Annotated in this window: 17 protein-coding genes; 4 read left to right on the top strand and 13 right to left on the bottom strand. The window is 68.4% G+C overall.

The features are described from left to right. The first annotated feature begins 98 nt into the window (after nt 1-98). A complete protein-coding gene (locus G3T14_RS14830; protein ID WP_163643311.1) occupies nt 99-278 on the top strand; it encodes a DUF1328 domain-containing protein in 180 nt (59 codons plus the stop codon). Nucleotides 279-283: 5 nt separating this feature from the next. Further along, the gene (locus G3T14_RS14825; protein WP_246733355.1) at nt 284-1,144 is read left to right on the top strand and encodes an SDR family oxidoreductase; all 861 of its coding nucleotides are present in this window, start codon (nt 284-286) and stop codon (nt 1,142-1,144) included. Between the two features lie 558 nt (nt 1,145-1,702). Here G3T14_RS14825 and G3T14_RS14820 read toward each other — a convergent pair. Then, nucleotides 1,703-3,406: a lysine--tRNA ligase gene (locus tag G3T14_RS14820; protein WP_163643310.1), complete on the bottom strand. Its 1,704-nt coding sequence runs from the start codon at nt 3,404-3,406 to the stop codon at nt 1,703-1,705. 266 nt (nt 3,407-3,672) lie between these two features. On the opposite strand from G3T14_RS14820, the gene G3T14_RS14815 reads away from it, so the two are divergent. Then, nucleotides 3,673-4,821: an MFS transporter gene (locus G3T14_RS14815; RefSeq protein WP_163643309.1), complete on the top strand. Its 1,149-nt coding sequence runs from the start codon at nt 3,673-3,675 to the stop codon at nt 4,819-4,821. Between the two features lie 659 nt (nt 4,822-5,480). Here the strand turns inward: G3T14_RS14815 and G3T14_RS14810 are convergent. Next, entirely contained in the window at nt 5,481-6,098 is a 618-nt protein-coding gene (locus tag G3T14_RS14810; RefSeq protein WP_163643308.1) for a hypothetical protein, read from the bottom strand. A 245-nt stretch (nt 6,099-6,343) separates the two neighbouring features. After that, nucleotides 6,344-7,132: a transporter substrate-binding domain-containing protein gene (locus tag G3T14_RS14805; protein ID WP_246733354.1), complete on the bottom strand. Its 789-nt coding sequence runs from the start codon at nt 7,130-7,132 to the stop codon at nt 6,344-6,346. Nucleotides 7,133-7,298: 166 nt separating this feature from the next. Between G3T14_RS14805 and G3T14_RS14800 the strand changes: the two genes are divergently transcribed. After that, nucleotides 7,299-9,221, top strand: a complete 1,923-nt coding sequence (locus G3T14_RS14800) for a glycosyltransferase family 2 protein (protein WP_163643307.1) — start codon at nt 7,299-7,301, stop codon at nt 9,219-9,221. On the opposite strand, the gene G3T14_RS14795 is transcribed toward G3T14_RS14800, so the two are convergent. The 10 genes from G3T14_RS14795 to G3T14_RS14750 form a co-directional block, all read right to left on the bottom strand. Continuing rightward, on the bottom strand, nt 9,166-9,747 hold the full coding sequence (locus G3T14_RS14795) for an SCO family protein (RefSeq protein ID WP_163643306.1): 582 nt from the start codon (nt 9,745-9,747) through the stop codon (nt 9,166-9,168). The two genes, G3T14_RS14800 and G3T14_RS14795, sit on opposite strands and share 56 nt — an antisense overlap. 83 nt (nt 9,748-9,830) lie before the next feature. Beyond that, nucleotides 9,831-10,175, bottom strand: a complete 345-nt coding sequence (locus G3T14_RS14790) for a metalloregulator ArsR/SmtB family transcription factor (protein WP_163643305.1) — start codon at nt 10,173-10,175, stop codon at nt 9,831-9,833. A gap of 94 nt (nt 10,176-10,269) precedes the next feature. Further along, on the bottom strand, nt 10,270-11,763 hold the full coding sequence (gene cysG / locus G3T14_RS14785; RefSeq protein WP_163643304.1) for a siroheme synthase CysG: 1,494 nt from the start codon (nt 11,761-11,763) through the stop codon (nt 10,270-10,272). Nucleotides 11,764-11,779: 16 nt separating this feature from the next. After that, nucleotides 11,780-14,455 carry a nitrate reductase gene (locus G3T14_RS14780; RefSeq protein ID WP_163643303.1) on the bottom strand — a complete coding sequence of 892 codons (2,676 nt, stop codon included), beginning with the start codon at nt 14,453-14,455 and terminating at the stop codon, nt 11,780-11,782. 177 nt (nt 14,456-14,632) lie between these two features. Beyond that, nucleotides 14,633-16,228, bottom strand: coding sequence for a sulfite reductase subunit alpha (locus G3T14_RS14775; protein ID WP_163643302.1), 1,596 nt, complete (start codon nt 16,226-16,228; stop codon nt 14,633-14,635). Then, nucleotides 16,225-18,012: a NirA family protein gene (locus G3T14_RS14770; protein ID WP_163643301.1), complete on the bottom strand. Its 1,788-nt coding sequence runs from the start codon at nt 18,010-18,012 to the stop codon at nt 16,225-16,227. Before G3T14_RS14770 ends, G3T14_RS14775 begins: the two co-directional genes overlap by 4 nt. 11 nt (nt 18,013-18,023) lie before the next feature. Next, entirely contained in the window at nt 18,024-19,244 is a 1,221-nt protein-coding gene (locus G3T14_RS14765; protein WP_163643319.1) for an FAD-dependent oxidoreductase, read from the bottom strand. Between the two features lie 15 nt (nt 19,245-19,259). Continuing rightward, nucleotides 19,260-20,054, bottom strand: a complete 795-nt coding sequence (locus G3T14_RS14760) for an ABC transporter ATP-binding protein (protein WP_163643300.1) — start codon at nt 20,052-20,054, stop codon at nt 19,260-19,262. A gap of 10 nt (nt 20,055-20,064) precedes the next feature. Beyond that, on the bottom strand, nt 20,065-20,934 hold the full coding sequence (gene ntrB / locus G3T14_RS14755) for a nitrate ABC transporter permease (protein WP_163643299.1): 870 nt from the start codon (nt 20,932-20,934) through the stop codon (nt 20,065-20,067). Beyond that, nucleotides 20,931-22,220, bottom strand: a complete 1,290-nt coding sequence (locus G3T14_RS14750) for a CmpA/NrtA family ABC transporter substrate-binding protein (protein ID WP_163643298.1) — start codon at nt 22,218-22,220, stop codon at nt 20,931-20,933. Before G3T14_RS14750 ends, ntrB begins: the two co-directional genes overlap by 4 nt. Nucleotides 22,221-22,413 lie beyond the last annotated feature (193 nt).

Below are 22,413 nucleotides of genomic sequence, written 5' to 3'. Positions count from 1 at the left end.
ACAGCGGTGCGGAAACTTCTCCTCTCCGGACGAGCTTGGCGGGAACGCTTGCGGTCCCGCGCGGTTATCGGTCGGTTCCGCGCGTTGGAGTAGTCCGCATGACCCTGTTGAAATGGGCCCTCATCTGTTTCGTGATCTCCCTCCTCGCGGGTGGTCTCGGCTTCACCGGCATCGCTTCGGGCGCAGGGTCGCTCGCCCGTATCCTGTTCGGCCTGTTCCTGGTCGTCGCCATCGTCATCGTGGTGGTCGCCTTCGCCATCGGTCAGGCGATCTTCTGACGATCATGACGTACGGCGCGTCGATGCGCGGCAAGATCGGTCTCGTCACCGGGGCCACGTCCGGCATCGGATACGAGACGGCGCTCGGCCTCGCCCGAGCCGGGGCCCGGGTCGGGGTCGTCGGCCGCAATGCCGGCCGGACTAAGGCTGCGGCCGATGGGATCCGCGCCGCTGTTCGCGAGGCGCAGGTCGACGTGTTCGTCGCCGATCTGTCGGTGCAGGCGCAAGTCCGCCGGTTGGCGGACGACGTGCGAGCGCTTTATCCGCGCCTCGACGTCCTCGTGAACAATGCCGGCGCGATCTTCGACACGCGTCAGGTCACGCAGGATGGGATCGAGCGCACCTGGGCGCTCGATCACCTCGCTTACGTGCTGCTGACCCACGACCTCCTCGACCTCCTGAAGGCGAGCGCGCCGTCCCGTATCGTCAATGTGGCGTCGATGGCGCACATGCGCGGTCGCATCGCCTTCGACGATATCGGCCATGCGCGCCACTACTCGCCGCTTGCGGTCTATTCACAGGCCAAGCTCGGCAACGTGCTGTTCACCGCTGCCCTGGCCCGCCGACTGGAGGGCACCGGCGTCACCGCGAATTCTCTCCATCCCGGCGTGATCGCGAGCGGGTTCGCTGGTGGGACACGCGGCTGGTTCGGATTCGGCTGGAGCTTGATCCGGCCGTTCCTCGCCAAGCCGGCGGACGGGGCCGTGACGTCGCTCCATCTCGCCACCGCACCGGAATTGGCAGGCGTCAGCGGGCGCTATTTCTCCAAGTCGCAGGCGGTGCCGACGTCGGCCATCGGGAGCGATTACGAGGCACAGGAGCGCGTCTGGGCGTTGAGTGCGCGCCAACTCGGCCTCTCCGCCTAAGGCGCCGGACGGGAACGCTCCGCTGTCCCGGATTACGCCGCTCGGTACGGGATGAGAAAAAAGCCTTATCCGGAGCGCAGCGCCTGTCGGATCGGACAAAGGCCGGGCTTGATCTCCGGGATGGCCCGCGCGCTCAGACCCGCGAACGGGTTGCTGGATCCTGGCTCTGGCGGATTGCCGACTTCGGCGCGTCATCCACACGGTGCATGATGGCGGTTTAAAGCGTTTTCATGCGCTGAACACATATCACCTCCCCCATCTGGAGGATTGTGCAGTGCGGTGCGGACTGGCATTGGATGGAAATGCATTGCAGCGATGGCGTCGCCGCAATCTGCCCTTCTTAGGCGTTTCCTCCCTAGACTTCAGGGCCGCTCCTTCACTGGGGCGGCCTTTTTTCTGTCTTGCGGCCAGGGTTGTAGCCACCCACCCCTGCGCGGACAAGCACAATCATGCGCCAGGGACCGAAACCTGCGATTTCGTGCCTAATACACCGTGTCGTCTGTCCCGATCCCTGGGTCCGGCGTCCGACACGTGGGGCTCAGCGCAATCCAGCCGCGATCACGGGGCCGGTGCCGGAGGGACGAGGCCGCCCGCCAGTGCATCGGCGATCAGCGCCCGCGTCTCGGTGACCCCGTAGAGCGCGACGAACGAGCCGAAGCGGGGGCCGCGGGCCTCGCCGAACAGCACGTTGTAGATCGTGGTGAACCACGCCTGTGCCACGCCGGGGCGCCCGTCCGGGCTCTTGGCCTTGCCCGACAGATCGGGGAAGTGCCGGCGTCCGACCTCGTAGACCACCGCCTGCAATCCTTCCGGATCGGTGGAGCCTGCATGGGCGGCCAGCGTCTCCGAAAGGTCGGCGAGTGCGGCGCGCTCCACCTCCGTGGGCAGACGATAGGTCTTGGCCGGGCGCACGAGATCGCGGAAATAGGCGAGCGCGTGACCGACCAGCCGGTCGAGCACCGGATGGCTCTGCGGGCCGATCTCCGGGTCGTAGCGTCGGATGAAGCCCCACAGCACGGCGGGGTCCTCGGTGTTGGCCACGGTGGCGAGGTTGAGCAGCATCGCGAAGTTGAGCGAGCCGCCCTTGCCCACCGCCTCGGCGGCCGGGGGATGGCCGGCATGCAGGTGCCAGACCGGGTTGCCGAGCTGCTGCGCCGGCGCCTGACCGGGAAACTTCTCCAGGAAACTGAGGTAATCGTCGACCTGGCGCGGGATCATCTCGACGAACAGGCGCTTGGCCTCGCGCGGCTTGTTGTACATGAACAAAGCTAGGCTATCGGCGGTGCCGTAGACCAGCCAATCGTCAATCGAGAGCCCGTTGCCCTTCGACTTGGAGATCTTCTTGCCGTCCTGGTCGAGGAACAACTCGTAGTTGAACCCCTCCGGCGGTTCGGCACCCAGCGCCCGGGCGATCTCGCCCGAGAGCTTCACCGAGTCGATGAGGTCCTTGCCCGCCATCTCGTAATCGATGCCGAGTGCCACCCAGCGCATGGCCCAGTCGGGCTTCCATTGCAGCTTGGCGTGTCCGCCCGTCACCGGGGTCTCGTAGGCCTCCCCGGTCTTGGGGTCGCGCCACACCAGGGTGCCGGCGCTCTGCCGGACCTCGTCGATCGCCACCTGCATCACCGCCCCGGTCACCGGGTGGATCGGCAGGAACGGCGAGTAGCTCGCCGAGCGCTCGGCGCGCAGCGACGGCAACATGATCGCCATCACGGCGTCGTAGCGCTCGAGCACGGTGAGGAGCGCCGTGTCGAACAGGCCGGCCTTGTAGCATGCGGTGGCCGAACGGAACTCGTAGTCGAAGCCGAAGGCGTCGAGGAAGCGGCGCAGTTCGGCGTTGTTGTGCGCACCGAAGCTGTCATGGGTGCCGAACGGGTCGGGCACCCGCGTCAGCGGCTGGTTGAGCGCGCCGATCAGCATCTCCTTGTTCGGCACGTTGTCCGGCACCTTGCGCAGGCCGTCCATGTCGTCCGAGAAGGCGATGAGACGGGTGGGCACGCTGTCGTTGGTGAGCACCCGGAAGGCATGGCGCACCATCGAAGTGCGGGCGACCTCGCCGAAGGTGCCGATATGCGGCAGGCCCGAAGGACCGTAGCCGGTCTCGAACAGCACTTCCGATTTCGGCTTGCGCTCCAGCCGCGCCACCAGCTTGCGCGCCTCCTCGAACGGCCACGCGGTGGCGGAGGCGGCGGCCTCGACCAGGGCCGGATCGAGGGAGAGCGGCGTGGTCGGAATGGACGACGAGATCGTAGCGGACGACATGGCGACAGGGTCAGTTCTGCGAGGGAATTCGGAAGACTTGAGAAGGCCGGCACCGTAGGGAGCCCGCCCCGAGGGGTCAACGCGGCAGGCTGTGGGCGGGCCGCCTTCGATGGCCCATCGCCGTGCATCGCGGGCACGCATCTCCGGCCGCCTTCATACGTTTGCCGCGTCGCGCGGGGATGCTGAGCCAGACGCGAAAATCGCACCGCGCCCCGCATCCAATCCGCCCGCTCCCGCTTCCGGATTGCCCCCTCTCGAAAGGCCTCATGACCGCGACTGCCGCTTCCGCCGCGCCCGCCATCGGACAGCCGGAGATCCGTGCCACGCGCCTGCTGTTCCTGATCGTCGGCTTCGGCGTCGCCGCCTGGGCGCCCCTCGTGCCGTTCGTGAAGGCGCGGGCGGGTCTGGACGAGGGCGGCCTCGGTCTCCTCCTCCTGTGCCTCGGCATCGGCTCGCTCGCGGCGATGCCGTTCGCGGGCGCCCTGGCGCAGCGGTTCGGCGCCCGCACCGTCCTGGCCTGTGCGGTCGCCACCCTCTCGGCGGCCTTGACGGTGCTCTCCCTGGCGGACGCCCTCCCCGTCCTTGCCGGCGCCCTCGTGCTGCTCGGAGCGGGGTTCGGCACCGTGGATTGCCTGATGAACATCCAGGCGGTGACGGTGGAGCGCCGCGCCGGCCGGCCGATGATGTCCGGGTTTCACGGTCTCTACAGCCTGGGCTGCATCGTCGGAGCCGCGGGCTTCAGCGGTCTGCTCGGCGCCGGGATGACGCCGACTTCGGCGACTCTCGTCGTGGTCGCCGGCATCGCGGCCGCGTTCCTCGCGGCGTTGCCGGGGATCCTACCGGGCGAAGGCAGCCGCGGCCCGGCCTTCGCGGTCCCGCGCGGCACGGTGCTGGTGATCGGCGTGCTCTGCTTCGTCGTGTTCCTCACCGAGGGCTCGATCCTCGATTGGAGCGGTGTGTTTCTCGTGCAGGAGCGGGCGCTGGCCCCCGCCTCCGCCGGCCTCGGCTATGCGGCGTTCTCGCTCACCATGACCGTGGGGCGGCTCACCGGCGACGCCCTCGTGCACCGGATCGGCCGGGGCCGCATCGTCGGAATCGGCGGCCTATTCGCCGCGGCCGGACTGGTACTGGTGGTCGCCGTGCCGGCCTGGCCCGCCACGCTGATCGGCTACGCGCTGGTGGGGGCGGGCTGCGCCAACATCGTCCCGGTGCTGTTCACCGCGGCGGCCCGCCAGAGTGTGATGCCGGAACGGATCGCGATTCCGGCGGTGACGACGCTGGGCTATGCCGGCGTCCTCGCCGGCCCGGCCGCGATCGGGTTTCTCGCCCACGCCACCAGCCTGACGACGGCCTTCCTGGTGGTCGCGCTCGCGCTGGTCGGCGTCGCGGTGAGTGGGCGCCGGCTCGCGGCTTGAGCGGTGGGCGCATGCTGGCCCACATGAGCGCCCGACCGTGCCGGTGCACGGATGGAGAAGGCGGTAGCGGATCGTCGGCGACCAAGGCCAGCGTTGCCGGTCCGGGTTCGATGCAGAGCACTTACGGGGCGATCGGTCTGCCGCCGAGCATCGCCGACAGGATCGCGGCGCCACGGCGTTGACGGCCCTGGTGCGGCATGGCTACGACCGCACGATCCTGCCGCGGGCGTCGCCTCCATGCAAATCTCGCAGCGGGCCGCCTGACGGCCGCACCCATCGTTGACCCGGCGCCGACACGGCCGCTGATACTGTCCGACGCGTTGGATCGAGCGATCTCGCGTGCTGCGGCCTTCGCCAGTGACGCCGTGACCATGATCCTGAGCAACCCTGTCGGACGCGGCATCTGGGTTGGTGCGATGCTGCGGGCGCGCGGGGCGCTAGGCCGCTGTCGCGGCGGCCTATTCCCGACGATATCACTGGCGGCGTCGGAACGGTTCCGGGCGTGAGTGTCCGCGCTTGGTGGGCAACATCTGGCGGATGGTGCCAGTGCCCGAACGTCTGAGATAGGTGAATTTGAGACGGTCTGCTTTCGGGCGACAGTGGATTGAAGCGGACGTTGCCTCCCCGCCTGCTCACGACCCTAATCATAAGTGACGGCTTTAGCGGTTGCCGGTCATCCCAAACGAGTTCGCCAGAGCGTCCGCTTTCGCCTCAGGATCGCCAACCCCATCGAAGATTTCTCTAATTGCGCGCCCTGTGGGCTCATTAGCTTCGAACATGAACGGCATGGCACAGGGAGCTTGAAGCACGGTCAGCTTGTCCAGCTCCGGCACCGGCCACACGACGCCACTTCCAGAGCGAAGAGGAAGAGTAGGCGCGCGCTTGCGCGGATCGCGAAGCGCGAACGTTCGGAGGCGAGCGTCTATGTCCTTAGGGAGTTGAAACGTTGAGTTGCGCCATGTGACCGTGATCTGGCCTGAAACACTTCCGACGAGGCTGCGTGCGACCCAGATATCCAAAAGCGCATAGCTAACAGGAGGTTGCTTCTCGAACTCCTCCCGCTGCTGGTCCTTCATCAATGCGAGCAATCGTTCCCGATAGCGCCGGTCGTACTCCGTTACGACAAGCGAATATCGTGTCACGGTTCCGTCGATCACCACGTCGGCCGTGAGGATGTCCCGGAGGTCCATGGGGGCCATCATGAAGCACCCAAGAGCTGGCGAGACCGTGGTGCCGAGGACGACATTCAACACAGTTGTACGGGTGAGACCTGACATACCAGCAAATCCGATAAACCGCACGCACTACAGTTTCAACCCGTTGCAATAACGCATCCGGGATCCGCGTGCTAAAAGGACAGGGGCTCGAACGGACTAAAGGAGCGTCCGCTTTCCACCTCGAGCCGACGTTGTACGGCCGCCGACAATGATCGCTTTCTAAAAGGCCAGACGATCTCCGGTGTGCCCAACATGATTAGAAATTCGACACTGCCAGGGGAGCACCAAACATCAAATACCCGCCCCTAAAACGGGCTCACCGGAAAGAACCGCAAATACAATTCGGCATAGCGGCCGTCGTCCCAGACCCGTTGGAGCGCGTCGTCGAGGGCCCGTGACAGGGCTGCGTCGTCGGCGCGGGTGACGAGGCCGATGCCTTCGCCGAAGTAGCGATTCTCGAGATAGTCGCCGCCGGTGAGCGCGCAGCAATTCGCCGCTTCCAGGCCGCCGACCCAGAGGGCGAGGTTGAGCCCGTCGGCGAACAGATACGCCACCTCGCCGCGCTTGAGCGCGCCCTCGGCCGTGGCGAGATCGGTGAACTCCTTCGGCTCCGCCTTGGGGAAGAACGCCTTGAGATAGGCCGCATGCGCGCTAGCAGCGACCACGGCGACGCTGCGGCCGGCGAGCGCCTCGGCCGAGGGGACGGGCAGGCCCTTGTCGGCGCTGGCGGCGAACCGAGCGGGCCAGCGGAAATACGGACGGGTGGCGAGGAAGCGCTCGCGCAGGGTCGGGGTCAGCGGGATCGCGGCGGCGACCACGTCGCCCTGCCGGTCGGCGAGCGCATCGAGCAGCGTGTCGAAGCGCCTTGCCTGGACCGTGCAGGTCATCGCCAGACGCTCGCACACCGCGCGGGCGATCTCGACCACGAACCCCGTCGGCGTCCCGTCCGGCCCGGCGAAGTGGAGCGGCGGGAACTCGTCGTCGGTGAGGAAGCGGACCGTGCGTCCGGTCTGCTGCGGCTCGATTCGCTCCTGGCGCGCGCGCGGGTTCCAGAAATTCGGGATCGCCACGCCCTCGGCCCGGGGCGCGGGCATCCCCGAGCACAGGAACACAGCCGCCGCCAGGCCGAAAACACCGGACGAGACCCGGCGACGCCTTGACGGAGAAGTTGCAATCATGGTGCGTTGGTTGCGTGCGGAAACGGTCTGGCTCACTCCGCTGTCCTAGCACGTTGCGGAGCCGCCGGGAGGTCGCTTTCCTGTGTCGCGCCTCGGTTTCAGGATCCCGCAGGACGAGGCGGTGGCGTTGCCGCCCGAGATCGGTTTTCTCGCGGCGCAGGGTGTCGATCCGGTCCGTCTCGCCAAGGCCGCGTCCCTTGCGGCCGCGAGCGGAACCGATGCGGCCACCGCCCTCCTCCACGCCGGGCTTTTCGCCGAGGACGATTACTACCGACGCCTCGCTGCCGCGCTGGGCGCGCCGTACTATGGCGAGGCCATCCCCCTCGGAGCCGGCGCGCGTTATCCCGACAGTCTCGTCGCCGGGCTGGCACCCTTGGCGCCGGGCGCTCCGGCAGCATTCGTCCTCGCCCCGCGGGGTGCCGCTATCGCCGAACTCCTGCGCGGTCGCAGCCTCACCGGGCGCCTGCCGGCGATCACCACGCCGCGGGCTCTGCACGCCGCGATCTTTTCGGCCAACCCCGCGGGCATCGCCGCCTATGCGGCCGACGAACTCCAGGTTCGCCGTCCCGACTGGTCGCTGAAGGCCGGCCGCCACGCGCCCTGCCTCGCCATCGCCGGCCTAATCGGCGGGGCCGGGCTGATCGCCGCCGGCCTACTTCCGGCCGCCCTCGTCGTGGCGGCCTGGACACTGGTACAGATCGCGTTCCTCGCGATGGTGACAGTCCGCATCGCCGCTGCGAGCATCGAGACCGAACCCACCGGGACGTATACCGCGCTGACGGATGCCGAACTGCCGGTCTATTCGGTGTTCGTCGCCCTCCACCGCGAGGCCCGGGTGGTGCCGCGCCTGGTGCGCGGTCTGGCGCGGCTCGACTATCCGGCCGCGAAGCTCGACATCAAGTTCCTGATCGAGGCGGGCGACACGCAGACCGCCTCGGCCCTGGCCGCCGCTACCCTGCCCGCCCGGTTCGAGGTGGTGACGGTGCCGCCGGGCCTGCCGCGCACCAAGCCGCGCGCCCTCAACGCCGCCCTGCCTTTGGCCCGCGGCGCTTGCCTCGTCGTCTACGATGCCGAGGACGTGCCGGACCCCGGCCAGTTGCGCGCAGCGGCGTGCCAATTCGCGCGCAGTCCCGCCGACACCGCCTGTCTCCAGGGCCGCCTCGTCATCGACAATGCCGACGACACCTGGCTGACGCGCCTGTTCGCCCTCGAATACGCGGCCCTGTTCGATGTGCTGATCCCCGCCCTGGCCACCTGGCACTGTCCGATCCCGCTCGGGGGGACCTCGACGCATTTCCGCACCGACCTGCTGCGCGCGGTCCATGGCTGGGATGCCTGGAACGTCACCGAGGATGCCGATCTCGGGATCCGCCTGGCTCGGGCGGGCTACCGGGTCGGCGCCCTGCAGAGCGACACGCTGGAGGAGGCGCCCCGGACCCTGTGGCCGTGGCTGCGCCAGCGCACCCGGTGGATGAAGGGATTCCTGCAGACCAGCCTAACCCATGGTCGGCAGCCCCGCGAGACCGCGCGGCGCCTGGGTTTCTTCGGGAGCCTGTGCGCGCTCGCCCTGGTGCCGGGCACCGTGGCCTCCGCTTTGGCCTATCCGTTCCTGATGGCCTGGGCCGCCATCGACGTCGCCACGGCAGTCGGCATCGGCGCACGCGCCCCGGATGGATTCTGGCGCAACCTGCCCACCGGCACCGCGATCACGGTGTTCGTCTCCGGACTCCTCGCCATGATGCTGCCGGCGGCCCTCGGCTGCGTGCGGCGCGGCTGGTGGGATCTTCTCGCCTGGGTGCCGTTGCTCCCGCTTTATTACCTGCTGGTCAGCCTCGGCGCGTGGGGCGGCCTGTTCGAACTGATGCTGGCCCCCAATCGCTGGAACAAGACCGAGCACGGCTTCGCGCGCACCTCCCGCAGCGGCGTCCTCGGGCGGCGCGGAGGAACCCTCACATCATCCGGGCGAGATCCGCCGCCGCCTCGGCCGGCGGGCGTGTCAGGTTGAGGGCGTTGATGAAGCGGTTCCGGCCGTCCATCACGTAGACCAGGGCGGTGTGTTCCATGGTGTAATCGTCGCCCTTGGTCGGGACCTTGCGGACATAGGCGCGATAGGCCTTCACCGCGGCGTTCACCTCCTCGGGCGAACCGGTGAGACCGACGATGCGCGGATCGAAGCTCGCCAGATAGGTCTTCAGGGCGGCGGGCGTGTCGCGCTCGGGGTCGACGGCGATGAACAGAGCCTTGGTGTCCCGGCCCTTGGGGCCGAGCGCCTGCAGCACGTCGCCGATCTGCTGGAGCGTCGTCGGGCACACGTCCGGGCAATGGGTGAAGCCGAAGAACACCAGATGCGTCGCACCGGCGAAATCACGCTCGGTGACGCGCTTGCCATCCTGGTCGGTGAGGGTGAACGGCCCGCCGACGCTGCTCACCGCCACCTCGCCGGCTTTCGGCACCAGCACCACCACGGCGGCGATGCTGAGCGCCGCGAGGCCGGCGACGAAGGCGAGGATCGGCAGGAGCGTGCGACGCATGGGAAACCTTGCGGTCGATGGATGAGGCCGCCTCCAGACCACAGGCGCCACGTCCGGGCAATCCGCCAAACCGTCCCGGCGGGTCAGCCGCGTTGCGGTTCGTCCGCGCCGGGCTTCGACTTGGGTCGGGTCTCCGCCAGGGCGGCACTCTCGCGCTTGAGCGGCTGCGAGACCGGACACACCTCCTGCACGAAGCCGTTGAGCGTGTTGAGGAGGTTGCCCTCCACCTGCCGGTAGAACACGAACTGCCCGCGCTTCTCGCCGACGATCAACCCGGCCGATTCGAGCACGGAGAGGTGCTGCGAGATCGAGGGCTTCGAGATAGAAAAGCGGCCGGCGATTTCCCCGGCGCTCAACTCAGTATGGGCAAGGTAGGCCAGAATCTTCCGGCGCGCGGAGGATGACAGGGCTTCGAAGACGCGCTGCATGATCTCTCTGGTGGCCCGCGACGTTGGGGGAACGCGGCCCTGTTACTTAGGCGCTGAGCTAATCGTTGAAAAACCGCGCTGGCTGGCCCCGCCGTCAGATCGCAAGCTTGTCGGGGGCGCTCGCCGCAAGGGCCGCCTCGGCGCCCATACGCCGCAGGGCCTCGCCCACCATGAGAATCGCGGGGCCTTCCAGGCCCGCCGCCTCGACGCGGGTGGCGAGATCGTGGGCCGTGCCGTCGACCACGCGCTGGTCGCGCCGGGTGGCGTTGAAGACGAGAAGCGCCGGCGTCTCCGGTGCCAGCCCCTCGGCGATAGCCCGCTCCAGCAGGACGCCCAGGGTCTTCTTGGGCATGTAGACCACGGTGGTGACACTCGGATCGGCGAGCGCGCCCCAGTTCAAATCTTCCGGCAGGGCGCCGCGCCGGTCATGGCCGGTGACGAATTGCAGGCGCCGCGCGGCGTCGCGATTGGTGAGGGAGACGCACAGCGAGGCCGCCGCCCCCTGCGCCGCCGAGACGCCCGGCACCACGCTCACTGGAATCCCGGCCGCCCTGCAGGCGTCGATCTCTTCGCCGGCCCGACCGAACACCAGGGGATCGCCGGATTTCAGGCGCACCACCTGCTTGCCGGATTTGGCGAGCTGCACCATCAGCGCATTGATGTCGTCCTGGCGGCAGGACGGGCCGTGCCCGGTCTTGCCCACCAGCATGGTGCGGGCCTCGCGGCGCGCATAATCGAGAATCTCCGGCGCGACGAGGTCGTCGTAGAGGATCACGTCGGCGTTGCGCAGAGCCCGCAGCGCCTTCAGGGTCAGCAATTCGGCATCCCCAGGCCCGGCCCCCACGAGGGTGACGGCTCCACCCTTTGGGGCGGCCTCGGTCTCTCCGAGCAGTTCCGCGAGGTCGGTCTGGGTGGGCGCCCGGTCCGGTTCGGCAAAGGCCCGATCGGTGAAACGCTCCCAGAACGCGCGGCGGTCGGAGAAGGCGTGGAAGCGGCCGGTGACCTCCTCACGCCAGTCGCGGGCGGCGCCGATCCAGGCCTTGAACCCGCGCGGCAGCATCCCCTCGATGCGCGCCCGCACGGTCTGGCCGAAGACCGGGGCGGCCCCCTCCGTCGAGATGCCCACCACCATCGGCGAGCGGTTGACGATGGCGCCGAATTTCACGTCGCAGAGATGGGGCCGGTCGACGGCGTTGACGATGGCGCCCGCCCGGCGGCCCGCTGCGACGAAAGCGATGCAATCGGCCTCGTCCTCCATGGCGCCGATGACGAAGGCCGCGCCCTGAAGGTCGGCCTCCCGCCACTGGCGTTCATGCAGGGTGACGGAGCCGGCGACGATCTCGCCCGGCACCGCACGCAGTTCGTCGCTCGGCTCCGGGGCGTAGACATCGACATTGGCGCCAGCGGCGGCGAGCAGCTTCACCTTCCACGGCGCGCCGCCATTCGACCCGGCGAGTACGGCGCGTTTGCCCTGCAACGGCACGAAGACCGGCAGGACCGCCAGTGGTTCGAGGCCCACCGGCCCGGCGCCACGGGCGGATTCGGTGCCGGCGGGGCGGGTTTCACGGGGCTGGCGGGGCGTGCTCATCGGGTTGAAAATGAGCCTATGCCGCGTCGCGCGCAAGCACCTCGGGCAGCAGCTTGCGAAGCTCAGGGATGCATGAGCCGCAATTCGTCCCCGCCTTGCAGGCCGCGCCCACCGCCTCGACGGTGCCGGCCCCGGCCGCGATCACGCCGGTGATCACGTCGAGCCCGACGCCGTGGCAGGCACAGATCGTCGGGCCGGCGGACGCCGTTTCGGCGCGGCCCGACAGCAGGGCGCGGCGGCTGGCGGGCTCGAGGGCGTCGGCGGCGAAATACGCCTTGGCCGCTTCCCAGGCGGGGCGGGCCTCCGCGGGTCCGAGTGCCAAGCAGGCGACGAGGCGCCCGTCCGCATAGGCGGCACACCGGTAAGACCCTCGGGCATGGTCGGCGTACTCGGCCAGCTCCAGCCCCTGGAACAGACCCCGCACCATCAGCGAAACGGTGCGCGAACTCTCCTGGGTGGCGAATTGCAGGCCCGATCCGCCCTGGATCGTGGCGCGGGCCCACCACCAGCCCTCCGGCAGGGTGTGCTCGTTGCGCGTCAGGAGGAAGCCGCGGTTGCGGTAGGGGGCGGCCACCAGCGTGGCCGGCGTCGCCTTCAGCTCGGGCTGTCCCGAGACCGGATCGGGCATCCCGCGCGCCAGGGCGCCGACGCGGGCCTCCGAGGCGGTGGCATCGCTCCAATGGAAGGCGGCGAACAGGTCGCCGTGGCGCACCCCGTCGGTGATCATCACCTCGAGCACCGTCGTCCCGTGTGCGGTCGAGACCCGGGCAAGGTCGCCCTCGGCCACGCCGAGACCGGCCGCATCGTCGGGGTGGATCTCGACGAAGGGCACCGCGCGGTGGGCCGAGAGCCGCTGGCTCTTTCCGGTGCGCGTCATCGTGTGCCAGTGGTCGCGCACCCGGCCGGTATTGAGGACGAAGGGAAACTCCGCGCTCACCGCCTGGGCCAGGGCCGGAGGCTGCACCGCGACGAAGCGGGCGCGCTTGTCGAAGGTGTAGAACTGGCCGTCGGCGAACATCCGCGCCTTCGCCTTGCCGCGCTTGGGTAGCGGCCATTGCAGGGGGGCGGTGCCGGCGTACGCCGCGTCGGTGATCTCGCTCACCCCACCGAGATCGAAATCGCGGCTGCCGTTGTTCTCGAAGGCCGACAGGGCCGCGTGCTCGCGGAAGACCGCCGCGACGTTGGGAAACGCGAAGGCATCGCCGTGGCCCAACCGCCGGGCGACGTCGCAGACGATCGCCCAGTCAGCCCGCGCCTCGCCCGGTGGTGTCAGGAAGGTACGCTGGCGCGAGACCCGGCGCTCCGAATTCGTCACCGTTCCGTCCTTCTCGCCCCAGGCGAGGGCGGGGAGCAGGACGGTCTTGCCTCCGGTGGCGCGGGCGGTGTCGCTGTCGGAGACCGCTTCCGAGACCACGTAGAGGTCGAGTTTCTTCAGGCTCTCGCGGATCGCGTTGGCGCGCGGCATCGAGACGATGGGGTTTGTGCCCATCACCCACAGGGCCTTGATCTTGCCGCGCTCGATCGCCTCGAACAGGGCGACCGCTTTCATGCCCTCGCCGGTGATGATGCGCGGCGCCTTCCAGAATCGGCGGACGCGGTCGACCTCCTCCGGCGCGAAGTGCATGTGGGCGGCCAGCATGTTGGCCAGTCCCCCGACCTCGCGCCCGCCCATGGCGTTGGGCTGGCCGGTGAGTGAGAACGGACCCGCCCCCGGTTGGCCGATGCGGCCGGTGGCCAGATGGCAGTTGATGATCGCGTTGCCCTTGTCGGTGCCTTGCGCCGACTGGTTCACCCCTTGGGAGAAGGCGGTGACGACTCGCTTGGTCTTGGCGAACAGGTCGAAGAACCGCGCGACGTCGGCCTCGGCCAATCCGGTGGCGGCGGCCGTGGCGGCGACGCTGGGGGCGATGCCACGCGCCCGCTCCAGGGCACCGTCGAGACCGGTGGTGTGGTCGAGGACGAAGCGGTAATCGAGCGCCCCGGTGGCCGCCAGATGCACCAGGAGTCCCGAGAACAGGGCCGTGTCGGTGCCGGGCGCGAGCCCGAGGAACAGGTCGGCCTCCTCCCCGGTCTGGGTGCGGCGCGGATCGACCACCACCAGCTTGGTGCCGCGCTTGGCGCGAGCGTCGATCATCCGCCGGAACAGGATGGGATGGCACCAGGCGGTATTGGACCCGACGAGGACGATCACGTCGGCCTCGTCGAGGTCCTCGTAGCAGCCCGGCACCGTGTCCGAGCCGAAGGCGCGCCGGTGGGCGGCCACCGCACTCGACATGCACAGGCGCGAATTGGTGTCGACGTGCGGCGTGCCGAGGAAGCCCTTCGCAAGCTTGTTGGCGACGTAGTAATCCTCGGTGAGAAGCTGACCCGACAGATAGAAGGCCACCGAGTCCGGCCCGTGCCGTTCGGCGGCCCGGCGCAGGCCGCCCGCGACGGTGCCGAGCGCCGATTCCCAGCTCGCGCGGACACCGTCAACGGACGGGTGCAGCAGGCGGTTGTCGAGGGAGAGCGTCTCGCCCAGCGCCGAGCCCTTGGAGCAGAGGCGGCCGAAATTGGCCGGGTGCGCGGTATCGCCGGCGATCCCCGCCCCGCCCTGCCCGTCCGGCGTGGCGAGCACGCCGCAGCCGACGCCGCAATACGGGCAGGTGGTCTTCACGGTCGTGGGCGTCGGTGCCTGGACGTGCGCGTTCATGGCGTGATCCTCGGCGTCGTATTCTGTGCCGGATTTAGCGGTGTCAGCCGCAAGAACTGGGCCGATCTCTCGCCCGGAGCTGACGAGGCGCGACGCGCCCCCTTTCCGGAAAGGGGGCGCGCGATGGGTCGGCGATCCGCTCGAGGTATGCCCTCGATCACCGACGGTCCTGCTTCCTCAGTACACGTCGGCCTGATAGCGGCCGGTCTTCTTGAGATGGGCGAGGTAGGCCACCGCCTCGTCGGGGTTCTTGCCCCCGTGCTCGCCGGCCACGTCGATGATCGCGCGCTCCACGTCTTTGGCCATGCGCTTGGCATCGCCGCAGACGTAGAAATGGGCGCCGTCCTCGAGCCACTTCCAGAGTTCCGCCCCGCTCTCGCGCATGCGGTCCTGCACGTAGGTCTTCTCGGTGCCGTCGCGCGACCAGGCCAGCGACAGGCGGTTGAGCACCTTTTTATCCTTTAGGGCGTTCAGCTCGTCTTTGTAGAAGAAGTCGCTCGCCTGCTTCTGGTGACCGTAGAACAGCCAGTTGCGGCCCGGCGCCTGGGTAGCGTCGCGCTCGCGCAGGAAGGCGCGGAACGGCGCGATGCCGGTGCCGGGGCCGACCATGATCACGTCCTTGGACAGATCCTCCGGTAGCGCGAAGCCGTGCGCCTTCTGCAGGTAGACCTTGACCTTGGCGGTCTCGGGGATGCGTTCGCCCAGATGGGTCGAGGCGACGCCGAGACGCAGGCGCGAGCGGTGATTGTAGCGCACCGCATCGACGGTGAGCGAGACCCGGCCCGGATCGGCCTTCGGCGAGGACGAGATCGAGTAGAGTCGAGGCTGCAATTCGTCGAGCGCCTCGAGGAAGACCTCCGCATCGGGGCGGGCGCCGGGGAACTTGTGGAGGGCGCCGAGCACGTCGAGATAGGCGGCGTCGCCATCCGGATCCTCGCCGGCGGCCAGGGCCTGTGTCTTCTTGCGGGCCTCGCCCGAGGTGAGGAGCGAGAGGAGCTGGTAGAGGCTGTCCGGCGCACCACCGAGGGCGTAATCGGTCATCAGCCGGTCGCGCAGGGTCTTGCCGCCGATCTTGCGCTCGGGGCGGGCACCGAGCTCGGCGATGACGGCATCGACCAGGGCCGGGGCGTTGGCCGGGAACAGGCCGAGGCTATCACCGACCACGTAGTCGATGGGGGTGTCGGTGAGGTCGATCTCGACGTGCCAGGTCTCCTTCTCGCCGCCCGGCGCGTTGAGGCGCAGGCGCGAGACGAAGGTCGCCTCCACGGGGTTCTCGCGGCAGAAGCCGAGGGGGCCGAGTTCCGGAGCGGCCTTCGGCGCGGCGTCGTCGGCCGTCTTCGGTACGGCGCCCCCGGCGGACCCGAACTCGTCCTCCAGCTTCTTCAGCATCCGGAGCGTGTCCTTGCCGCCGGGCTGGCACAGGTTCAGGCGCTCTTCGCTCTTCAGGAAGATGGCGTTGGCGTAATCGGCACAATTGTAGCCGCACTGGCCGCAATCCTGCTGGGCCATGGCGGCCATCAGCTTCTGCGGCTCCGGCCGGTCCTTGGCCATTTCCATGCGGTCGGGCAGCGCCATCGCCGGGTCGTGCCAGGGCGCGTCGTCGTTGTCGGCGAGCTTGGGGCCGGCAGCGTCTCCCGCGGCAAGCGCCGTGGCACCTTCCACCGCGGGCCCCAGGAGGGCGGCGAAATAGCCCGACAGCCAGGAGCGCTGATCGGTGCTGAATGGGGCGTTCTCGGGGATGAGAACCAGCGGGGGGGTGACGTGCTCGCTCATGCGGCTGCTCTGAGAACGGGTTGGTCTTCGGCGCTCGCGCGCAGGGAGTCGGGGCCGGTGCGGGCGGTGAAGGCCTGGAAGCTCTCCTCGCTGCTGTGGCGGCTGCCGAGGTAACTGCGCAGCAGCGCCTCGATACGGGCCGGGCAATCCTCGGCCTTGACCGCCTTCCAGATCTCGGTGCCGATCTTGGGGCTGTCGCCGAAGCCGCCGCCGACGACGATGTCGTAGCCCTCCACGGTGTCGCCCTCCTCCGACACGACGACCTTGGCGCCGATGAGGCCGATATCGCCGATGTAGTGCTGGGCGCAGCTATGGTGACAGCCGGTGACGTGGACGTTCACCGGAACGTCGAGTTCCGTGAGGTTGGCCTCGATGTAGTCGGCGATGATGAGCGCATGGCCCTTGGTGTCCGAGGCGGCAAACTTGCAGCCCTTGATGCCGGTGCAGGCCACGAGGCCGGCGCGGATGCTCGAGGCCTCCGTGGTGAGCCCGAGGGCCGCCACACGCGCCTGAACCTCGGCGATCTTGCCGTCGGGCACGCCCGAAAACAAAAAGTTCTGCCAGACGGTCATGCGGATGGCGCCGTCGCCGCACTCGGACGAGATCTTGGCGAGTTCGCGCATCTGGTCCGAGGTCATCTTGCCTACCGGCAGGATGACGCCGATCCAGTTGAGGCCGTGCTGCACCTGCTTGTGGACGCCGACATGGGAGAAGCGGTCCATCGGCCCGCGCGGTGCGACATGGGCGGGCTCGACCCGGGCGAGGGTGTAACCGAGCTCGGCCTCGACGGCGGCGAGGTACTTGTCGAATCCCCAGGCGTCGAGAACGTACTTCATCCGGCTCTTGTTGCGGTTGGTCCGGTCGCCGTTCTTGATGAAGACCCGCAGGATCGCATCTGCCACTTTGTTGCAGTCTTCCGGCTTCAGGACGACGCCGGTGTCGCGGGCGAGATCCCGGTGGCCGGAGATGCCGCCGAGCACCAGGCGCATCCACACGCCGGCTTCGACGGCGGCCCCGTCGAGAACCCGGATCGCCTGGAAGCCGATGTCGTTGGTCTCCTCGAGCACCGGCATCACGCCGCCGCCGTCGAACGCCACGTTGAACTTGCGCGGAAGGCCGTAGAGCGAGCGGTCGTTGATGATCCAATTGTGCCAGGATTTCGCCAGCGGCCGCGTATCGAGCAGCTCCTGCGCGTCGATTCCGGCCACGGGCGAGCCGGTGACGTTGCGGATGTTGTCGGCGCCGGAGCCCCGCGCGGTGAGACCGAGGTCGATGAGCCCATCGAGGAAGGGCTGGCCGTGCTCCGCCGTGATCTCGCGGACCTGGAGGTTGGCGCGGGTTGTGACATGGCTGTAGCCGCCGCCATGGGCGTCGGCGAGATCGGCGATCCCGGCGAACTGCCAATGGTGCAGGATGCCGTTGGGGATGCGCAGGCGACACATGAAGTCGCCGCTCGCCGGCGCGAGCCAGAACAGGCCGTGGTAGCGCCAGCGGAAATTGTCCTCGGGCTTCGGGGCCTTGCCGGTGGCGGCCTCCGCGATCAGGCGGTTGTAACCCTCGAATGGATTCTCCGCGCGCTTCCACTTCTCCTGGTCGCAGAGCTTGCCGCCGGCTTTCACCGTCGCTTCCTGCGCCTTGATGTGGATCGCGTCCGGGCCGGTCGGTTCGGCCGGCGGGCCTGATCCTTGGCCGGTGGCGAGGCCGCCGGTGATGCGGGCGGCGGCGATACCCGAGGCGAAGCCTTCGAGGTAGCGCTTCTGCTCGGCGTTGAAGTCGTCAGACATGTGAGGCGCCTTCACGCTGCGAGAGATTGGGGATCGGCGGCGACGCGCCCGAACATGAGATCGTCGCGATGGGCGGCCATGGGCTCGCCCGTGCGGATCAGGGTCTTGCACCAGCCCTGCTCGGCGATATCGCCGACGAAGACCGCCCCGAGGAGCTTGCCTTCGCCGATGATCAGCTTGCGGTAGAGGCCGAGGCCGGGATCGCTCATCAGCACGGTCTCGGCGCCCTCCGGCGCCTCGATGAGGCCGGCGGAGAACACCGGCAGCCCCGAGACCTTGAGGCTCGTCGACAGCGACGTGCCGGTATAGGCCGCCTCCTCGCCGACGAGGTGGCGGCTCAGGGTCTCGGCCTGCTCGTAGGCGGGCTCGACCAGGCCGTAGACCATGCCGCGGTGCTCGGCGCATTCGCCCAGAGCGAAGATGCGGGTGTCCGAACTCTGCATCCGGTCGTCGACCTTGATGCCGCGCCCGACCTCGACGCCCGCGGCCTGGGCCAGGGCGACGTTGGGGCGGACCCCCACCGACATCACCACGAGGTCGGCGGGCAGCACCGTACCGTCTGAGAGGACCAGGCGCTCGACCTTGCCGTCGCCCTCGACGGTGGCGGTGTCGGCCTTGAGCAGAACCTTGACGCCGCGCACTTCCATGGCGCGCTTCACGAGGCCGGCGGCGGTATGATCGAGCTGGCGCTCCATCAGCCGGTCCATGACGTGCAGGAGCGTGGTGTCGACGCCGAGCCGCGCGAGGCCGACGGCGGCCTCCAATCCGAGTAGGCCGCCACCGATGACGATGGCCTTGGCGTGCTGCACCGCGGCCTTGCGGATGGCGGCGACATCCGCGAGATCGCGAAACGTCAGGACGCCGGGCAGGTCCATGCCGGGCTTCGGCAGCCGGATCGGCAGGGAGCCCACCGCGAGCACGAGCTTGTCGAAGGGCAGAACATGGGCCTCCCCGACCATGACGAGACCGTTTTCGCGATCGATCTGCGTCACTGGCGCGCCGGTGATGAGGCGGATGCCATGGCCCTCGTACCAGTCGAGCCCCCGGAAGGCGCAGCCGGCCTCGTCCACCTCGCCGCCGAGCAGCGACGAGAGCAGCACGCGATTATAGGCCGCCTTCGGCTCCGCGCCGACGACGGTGACGTCGTAGGCCCCCGGCGCGCGCTCGGTGAGGCGTTCGAGAAACCGCAACGACGCCATGCCGTTACCGATGACGACGAGTCGCTCCTTCATCATGCGCGGCCGGCCTCAGGCCGCCATGGCCGGCTTGGCGTGCCGGGCATAGAGGAACTCGAGAACCGCCGCGCGGGCATGGGTGTAGGTCGGGTCCTCGACGAGATCGAGGCGCCGGCGCGGCCGCGCGAGATCGACCTTCAGGATTTCGCCGACGGTGGCGGAGGGGCCGTTGGTCATCATCACGATGCGGTCGGAGAGCAGCACCGCCTCGTCGACATCGTGGGTGATCATGATGACGGCGTTCTTGAGCCGCGCATGGATGTCCATGAGCGAATCCTGGAGATGCGCGCGGGTGAGGGCGTCGAGTGCGCCGAACGGCTCGTCGAGGAGTAGGACCTTCGGCTCCATCGCCAGCGCCCGGGCGATGCCGACGCGTTGCTTCATGCCACCGGAAATCTCGCTCGGTCGCCGGTCGGCCGCATGGGTCATGTTCACCAGCGACAGATTGTGGTCGATCCAGGCGTTGCGCTCGGCGCGGCTCTTCCGGCCCTTGAAGACCTTGTCGACGGCCAGCGCCACGTTCTCACGGACGGTCAGCCACGGCAGCAGGGAGTGGTTCTGGAACACCACGGCCCGGTCCGGGCCGGGGCTGTTGACCTCTTTGTCTTCGAGCAACACACCGCCGGAGGAGGCCTTGAGCAGGCCGGCGACGATGTTGAGCACCGTCGACTTGCCGCAACCCGAATGCCCGATCAGCGAGACGAACTCGCCCTTGTCGATCTTCACGCTGACGTCGCGCAGCACCTCGTTGGTGCGTCCGCCGCGGGTGAAGCTGATGCCGACATTCTCGATGCTGAGATAGGTCATGGACTGATCCTCAGGCCGTCGCGGTGCCGCGGGTGACGAGATTGCCGACGAAGGCGACGATCCGGTCGAGAATGAAGCCGATCACGCCGACATAGACGAGGGCGACGATGATCTCGGAGATGTGCGAGGAGTTCCACGCGTCCCAGATGAAGAACCCGATGCCGACGCCGCCGATCAGCATCTCCGCCGCCACGATGGCGAGCCAGGACAGGCCCACGCCGATGCGCAGGCCCGTGAAGATGTACGGGGCTGCCGACGGGAGCATGATCTTGGTGAAGAACTCGATCGGGTTGAGGCGCAAGACCGCCGAGACGTTGCGGTAATCCTGCGGGATGTTGCGGATGCCCACCGCCGTATTGATGATGATCGGCCAGATCGACGTGATGAAGATCACGAAGATCGCGGACGGCTGGCCATCGCGGAAGGCGGCGAGCGAAAGCGGCAGCCAGGCGAGCGGCGGAATCGTGCGGAGCACCTGGAAGATCGGGTCGAGGCCGCGCATGGCCCAGTCCGACTGCCCGATGAGGGTGCCGACGAGGATGCCGACCACGGTGGCCAGCGCGAAGCCGAGGGCGACCCGCTGGATGCTGGCGGAGATGTGCCAGAACAGCCCCTTGTCGGTGCCGCCGTTGTCGTAGAACGGGTGGGCGATGATGTCCCAAGCCTCCGTCACCACGCGGGAAGGCGGAGGCAGGCCGGCGGTGGGACGCGAGCACAGCAATTCCCAGATCACCAGGAAGGCGATCAGGACGACCACGGGCGGGATCAGGTTGGCGGCGATCCGGCGGATTGTCGCGAGGGTGACGAGGGGCGTGCGCGCCGCCTCGACCCTGGCGACGACGGGGGTGGCTGCGGCGATGGTCGAGGTGTTGGCTGTCATGCGATCCTCTTGATGCCGAGGCTGGACAGGTAGGCGGCGGGATCGGCCGGATCGAAGACCTTGCCGTCGAAGAAGGTCTCCTTGCCGCGCGACGTCGCGGTGGGGATCGCGGTGACGCCGAGGGTCTTGGCGGCCTCGCGCCACAGATCCTCGCGGTTCACCTTGGCGATGAGCGCCTTGGTGTCGGTCTGCGGATCGAACTTGCCCCAGCGGATGTCCTCGGTGAGGAACCACAGATCGTGGGACTGGTAGGGATACGACGCGTTGTCGTCCCAGAACTTCATGATGTGCGGGCTCTTCTCGACCGTGCGGCCGTCGCCGTAATCGATGGTGCCCTTGATGCGCCCGGCGACATCCGCCACGGGCACGTTCATCCACTGGCGCTTGGCCGCGATGGCCGCGACCTCGTCCTTGTTCTCGGGCTTGTCGCACCATTGCTGGGCTTCGAGCACAGCCATCAGCAGGGCTTTGGTCGCGTTCGGGTATTTCTCCGTGAAGGAGGCCCGCATGGCGAAGGCCTTCTCGGGGTGGTCCTTCCAGAGCTCGCCGGTGGTGAGCGCGGTGTAGCCCAGCCCCTGCTGCACGAGCTGCGCGTTCCACGGCTCGCCGACGCAGAAGCAGTCCATCGTGCCGACCTTCATGTTCGCCACCATCTGGGGCGGGGGCACGACGATGGTCTCGATGTCCTTGTCGGGGTCGATGCCGCCGGCGGCCATCCAATAGCGCAGCCAGAGGTCGTGGGTTCCGCCCGGGAAGGTCATCGCGGCCTTCACCGACTTGCCGGCGGCTTTCTTCTTGTCGATAGCCGCCTTGAACACCTTGGCGTCGAGACCGACTTTCTGGTCGAGGTATTCCTTGGCCACCGAGATGCACTGGCCGTTGGTGTTGAGGCGCGCCAGGATGTGCATCGGCACCGGCACGTTGTTCTGCGTCACCCGGCCGGCGCTGATGAGGTAGGGCATCGGGGTGAGGATGTGGGCGCCGTCGATGCCGTTGCCCTCGGAGCCCAGCACGAGGTTGTCGCGGGTGGTGCCCCAGGAGGCCTGCTTCAGCACCTCGACATCGGGCATGCCGTACTTGGCGAAGAAGCCTTTTTCCTTGGCAACGAATAGCGGACTCGCATCGGTGAGGGCGATGAAGCCGAGCTTGGCTCCCTTCACCTCCGGGCCGGTCCCTTGCGCGAAGGCGCCGCCCGGCAACGCGGTGCGGGCGAGAGCGGCCAGGGACAGGGTCGCGGCAGCCCCCTTCAGGACGTTGCGCCGGCTGCTGCGAAAACCATCACTCATCGAAACCGGTGCCCTCACGACGCGTTTGAAGCCGCCAAAATAAAAACCGCCGCCCAAGCACATCCGTCGGACGCAAAACGATGCGTGCCTTGGGGGAGACTCGGGTCAGCGGCTTTGCCGACGGATAAGGCCCATCGTCGTTGACGGACAACTGGAGGCAAGCACGTCCCGTGCCACGGCCGATCGGCGGGGT

Origin of the sequence: Methylobacterium sp. BTF04, assembly GCF_010692745.1 — a bacterium.
Classification (GTDB): Bacteria; Pseudomonadota; Alphaproteobacteria; order Rhizobiales; family Beijerinckiaceae; genus Methylobacterium.
This window is presented reverse-complemented; position numbering and strand designations above follow the sequence as displayed.

Coding starts and splice junctions, on each gene's coding strand:
- G3T14_RS14830 (WP_163643311.1), top strand. CDS start 99: ATGACCCTGTTGAAATGGGCCCTCATCTGTTTCGTGATCTCCCTCCTC.
- G3T14_RS14825 (WP_246733355.1), top strand. CDS start 284: ATGACGTACGGCGCGTCGATGCGCGGCAAGATCGGTCTCGTCACCGGG.
- G3T14_RS14820 (WP_163643310.1), bottom strand. CDS start 3,406: ATGTCGTCCGCTACGATCTCGTCGTCCATTCCGACCACGCCGCTCTCC.
- G3T14_RS14815 (WP_163643309.1), top strand. CDS start 3,673: ATGACCGCGACTGCCGCTTCCGCCGCGCCCGCCATCGGACAGCCGGAG.
- G3T14_RS14810 (WP_163643308.1), bottom strand. CDS start 6,098: ATGTCAGGTCTCACCCGTACAACTGTGTTGAATGTCGTCCTCGGCACC.
- G3T14_RS14805 (WP_246733354.1), bottom strand. CDS start 7,132: ATGCCCGCGCCCCGGGCCGAGGGCGTGGCGATCCCGAATTTCTGGAAC.
- G3T14_RS14795 (WP_163643306.1), bottom strand. CDS start 9,747: ATGCGTCGCACGCTCCTGCCGATCCTCGCCTTCGTCGCCGGCCTCGCG.
- G3T14_RS14790 (WP_163643305.1), bottom strand. CDS start 10,175: ATGCAGCGCGTCTTCGAAGCCCTGTCATCCTCCGCGCGCCGGAAGATT.
- cysG (WP_163643304.1), bottom strand. CDS start 11,763: ATGAGCACGCCCCGCCAGCCCCGTGAAACCCGCCCCGCCGGCACCGAA.
- G3T14_RS14780 (WP_163643303.1), bottom strand. CDS start 14,455: ATGAACGCGCACGTCCAGGCACCGACGCCCACGACCGTGAAGACCACC.
- G3T14_RS14775 (WP_163643302.1), bottom strand. CDS start 16,228: ATGAGCGAGCACGTCACCCCCCCGCTGGTTCTCATCCCCGAGAACGCC.
- G3T14_RS14770 (WP_163643301.1), bottom strand. CDS start 18,012: ATGTCTGACGACTTCAACGCCGAGCAGAAGCGCTACCTCGAAGGCTTC.
- G3T14_RS14765 (WP_163643319.1), bottom strand. CDS start 19,244: ATGAAGGAGCGACTCGTCGTCATCGGTAACGGCATGGCGTCGTTGCGG.
- G3T14_RS14760 (WP_163643300.1), bottom strand. CDS start 20,054: ATGACCTATCTCAGCATCGAGAATGTCGGCATCAGCTTCACCCGCGGC.
- ntrB (WP_163643299.1), bottom strand. CDS start 20,934: ATGACAGCCAACACCTCGACCATCGCCGCAGCCACCCCCGTCGTCGCC.
- G3T14_RS14750 (WP_163643298.1), bottom strand. CDS start 22,220: ATGAGTGATGGTTTTCGCAGCAGCCGGCGCAACGTCCTGAAGGGGGCT.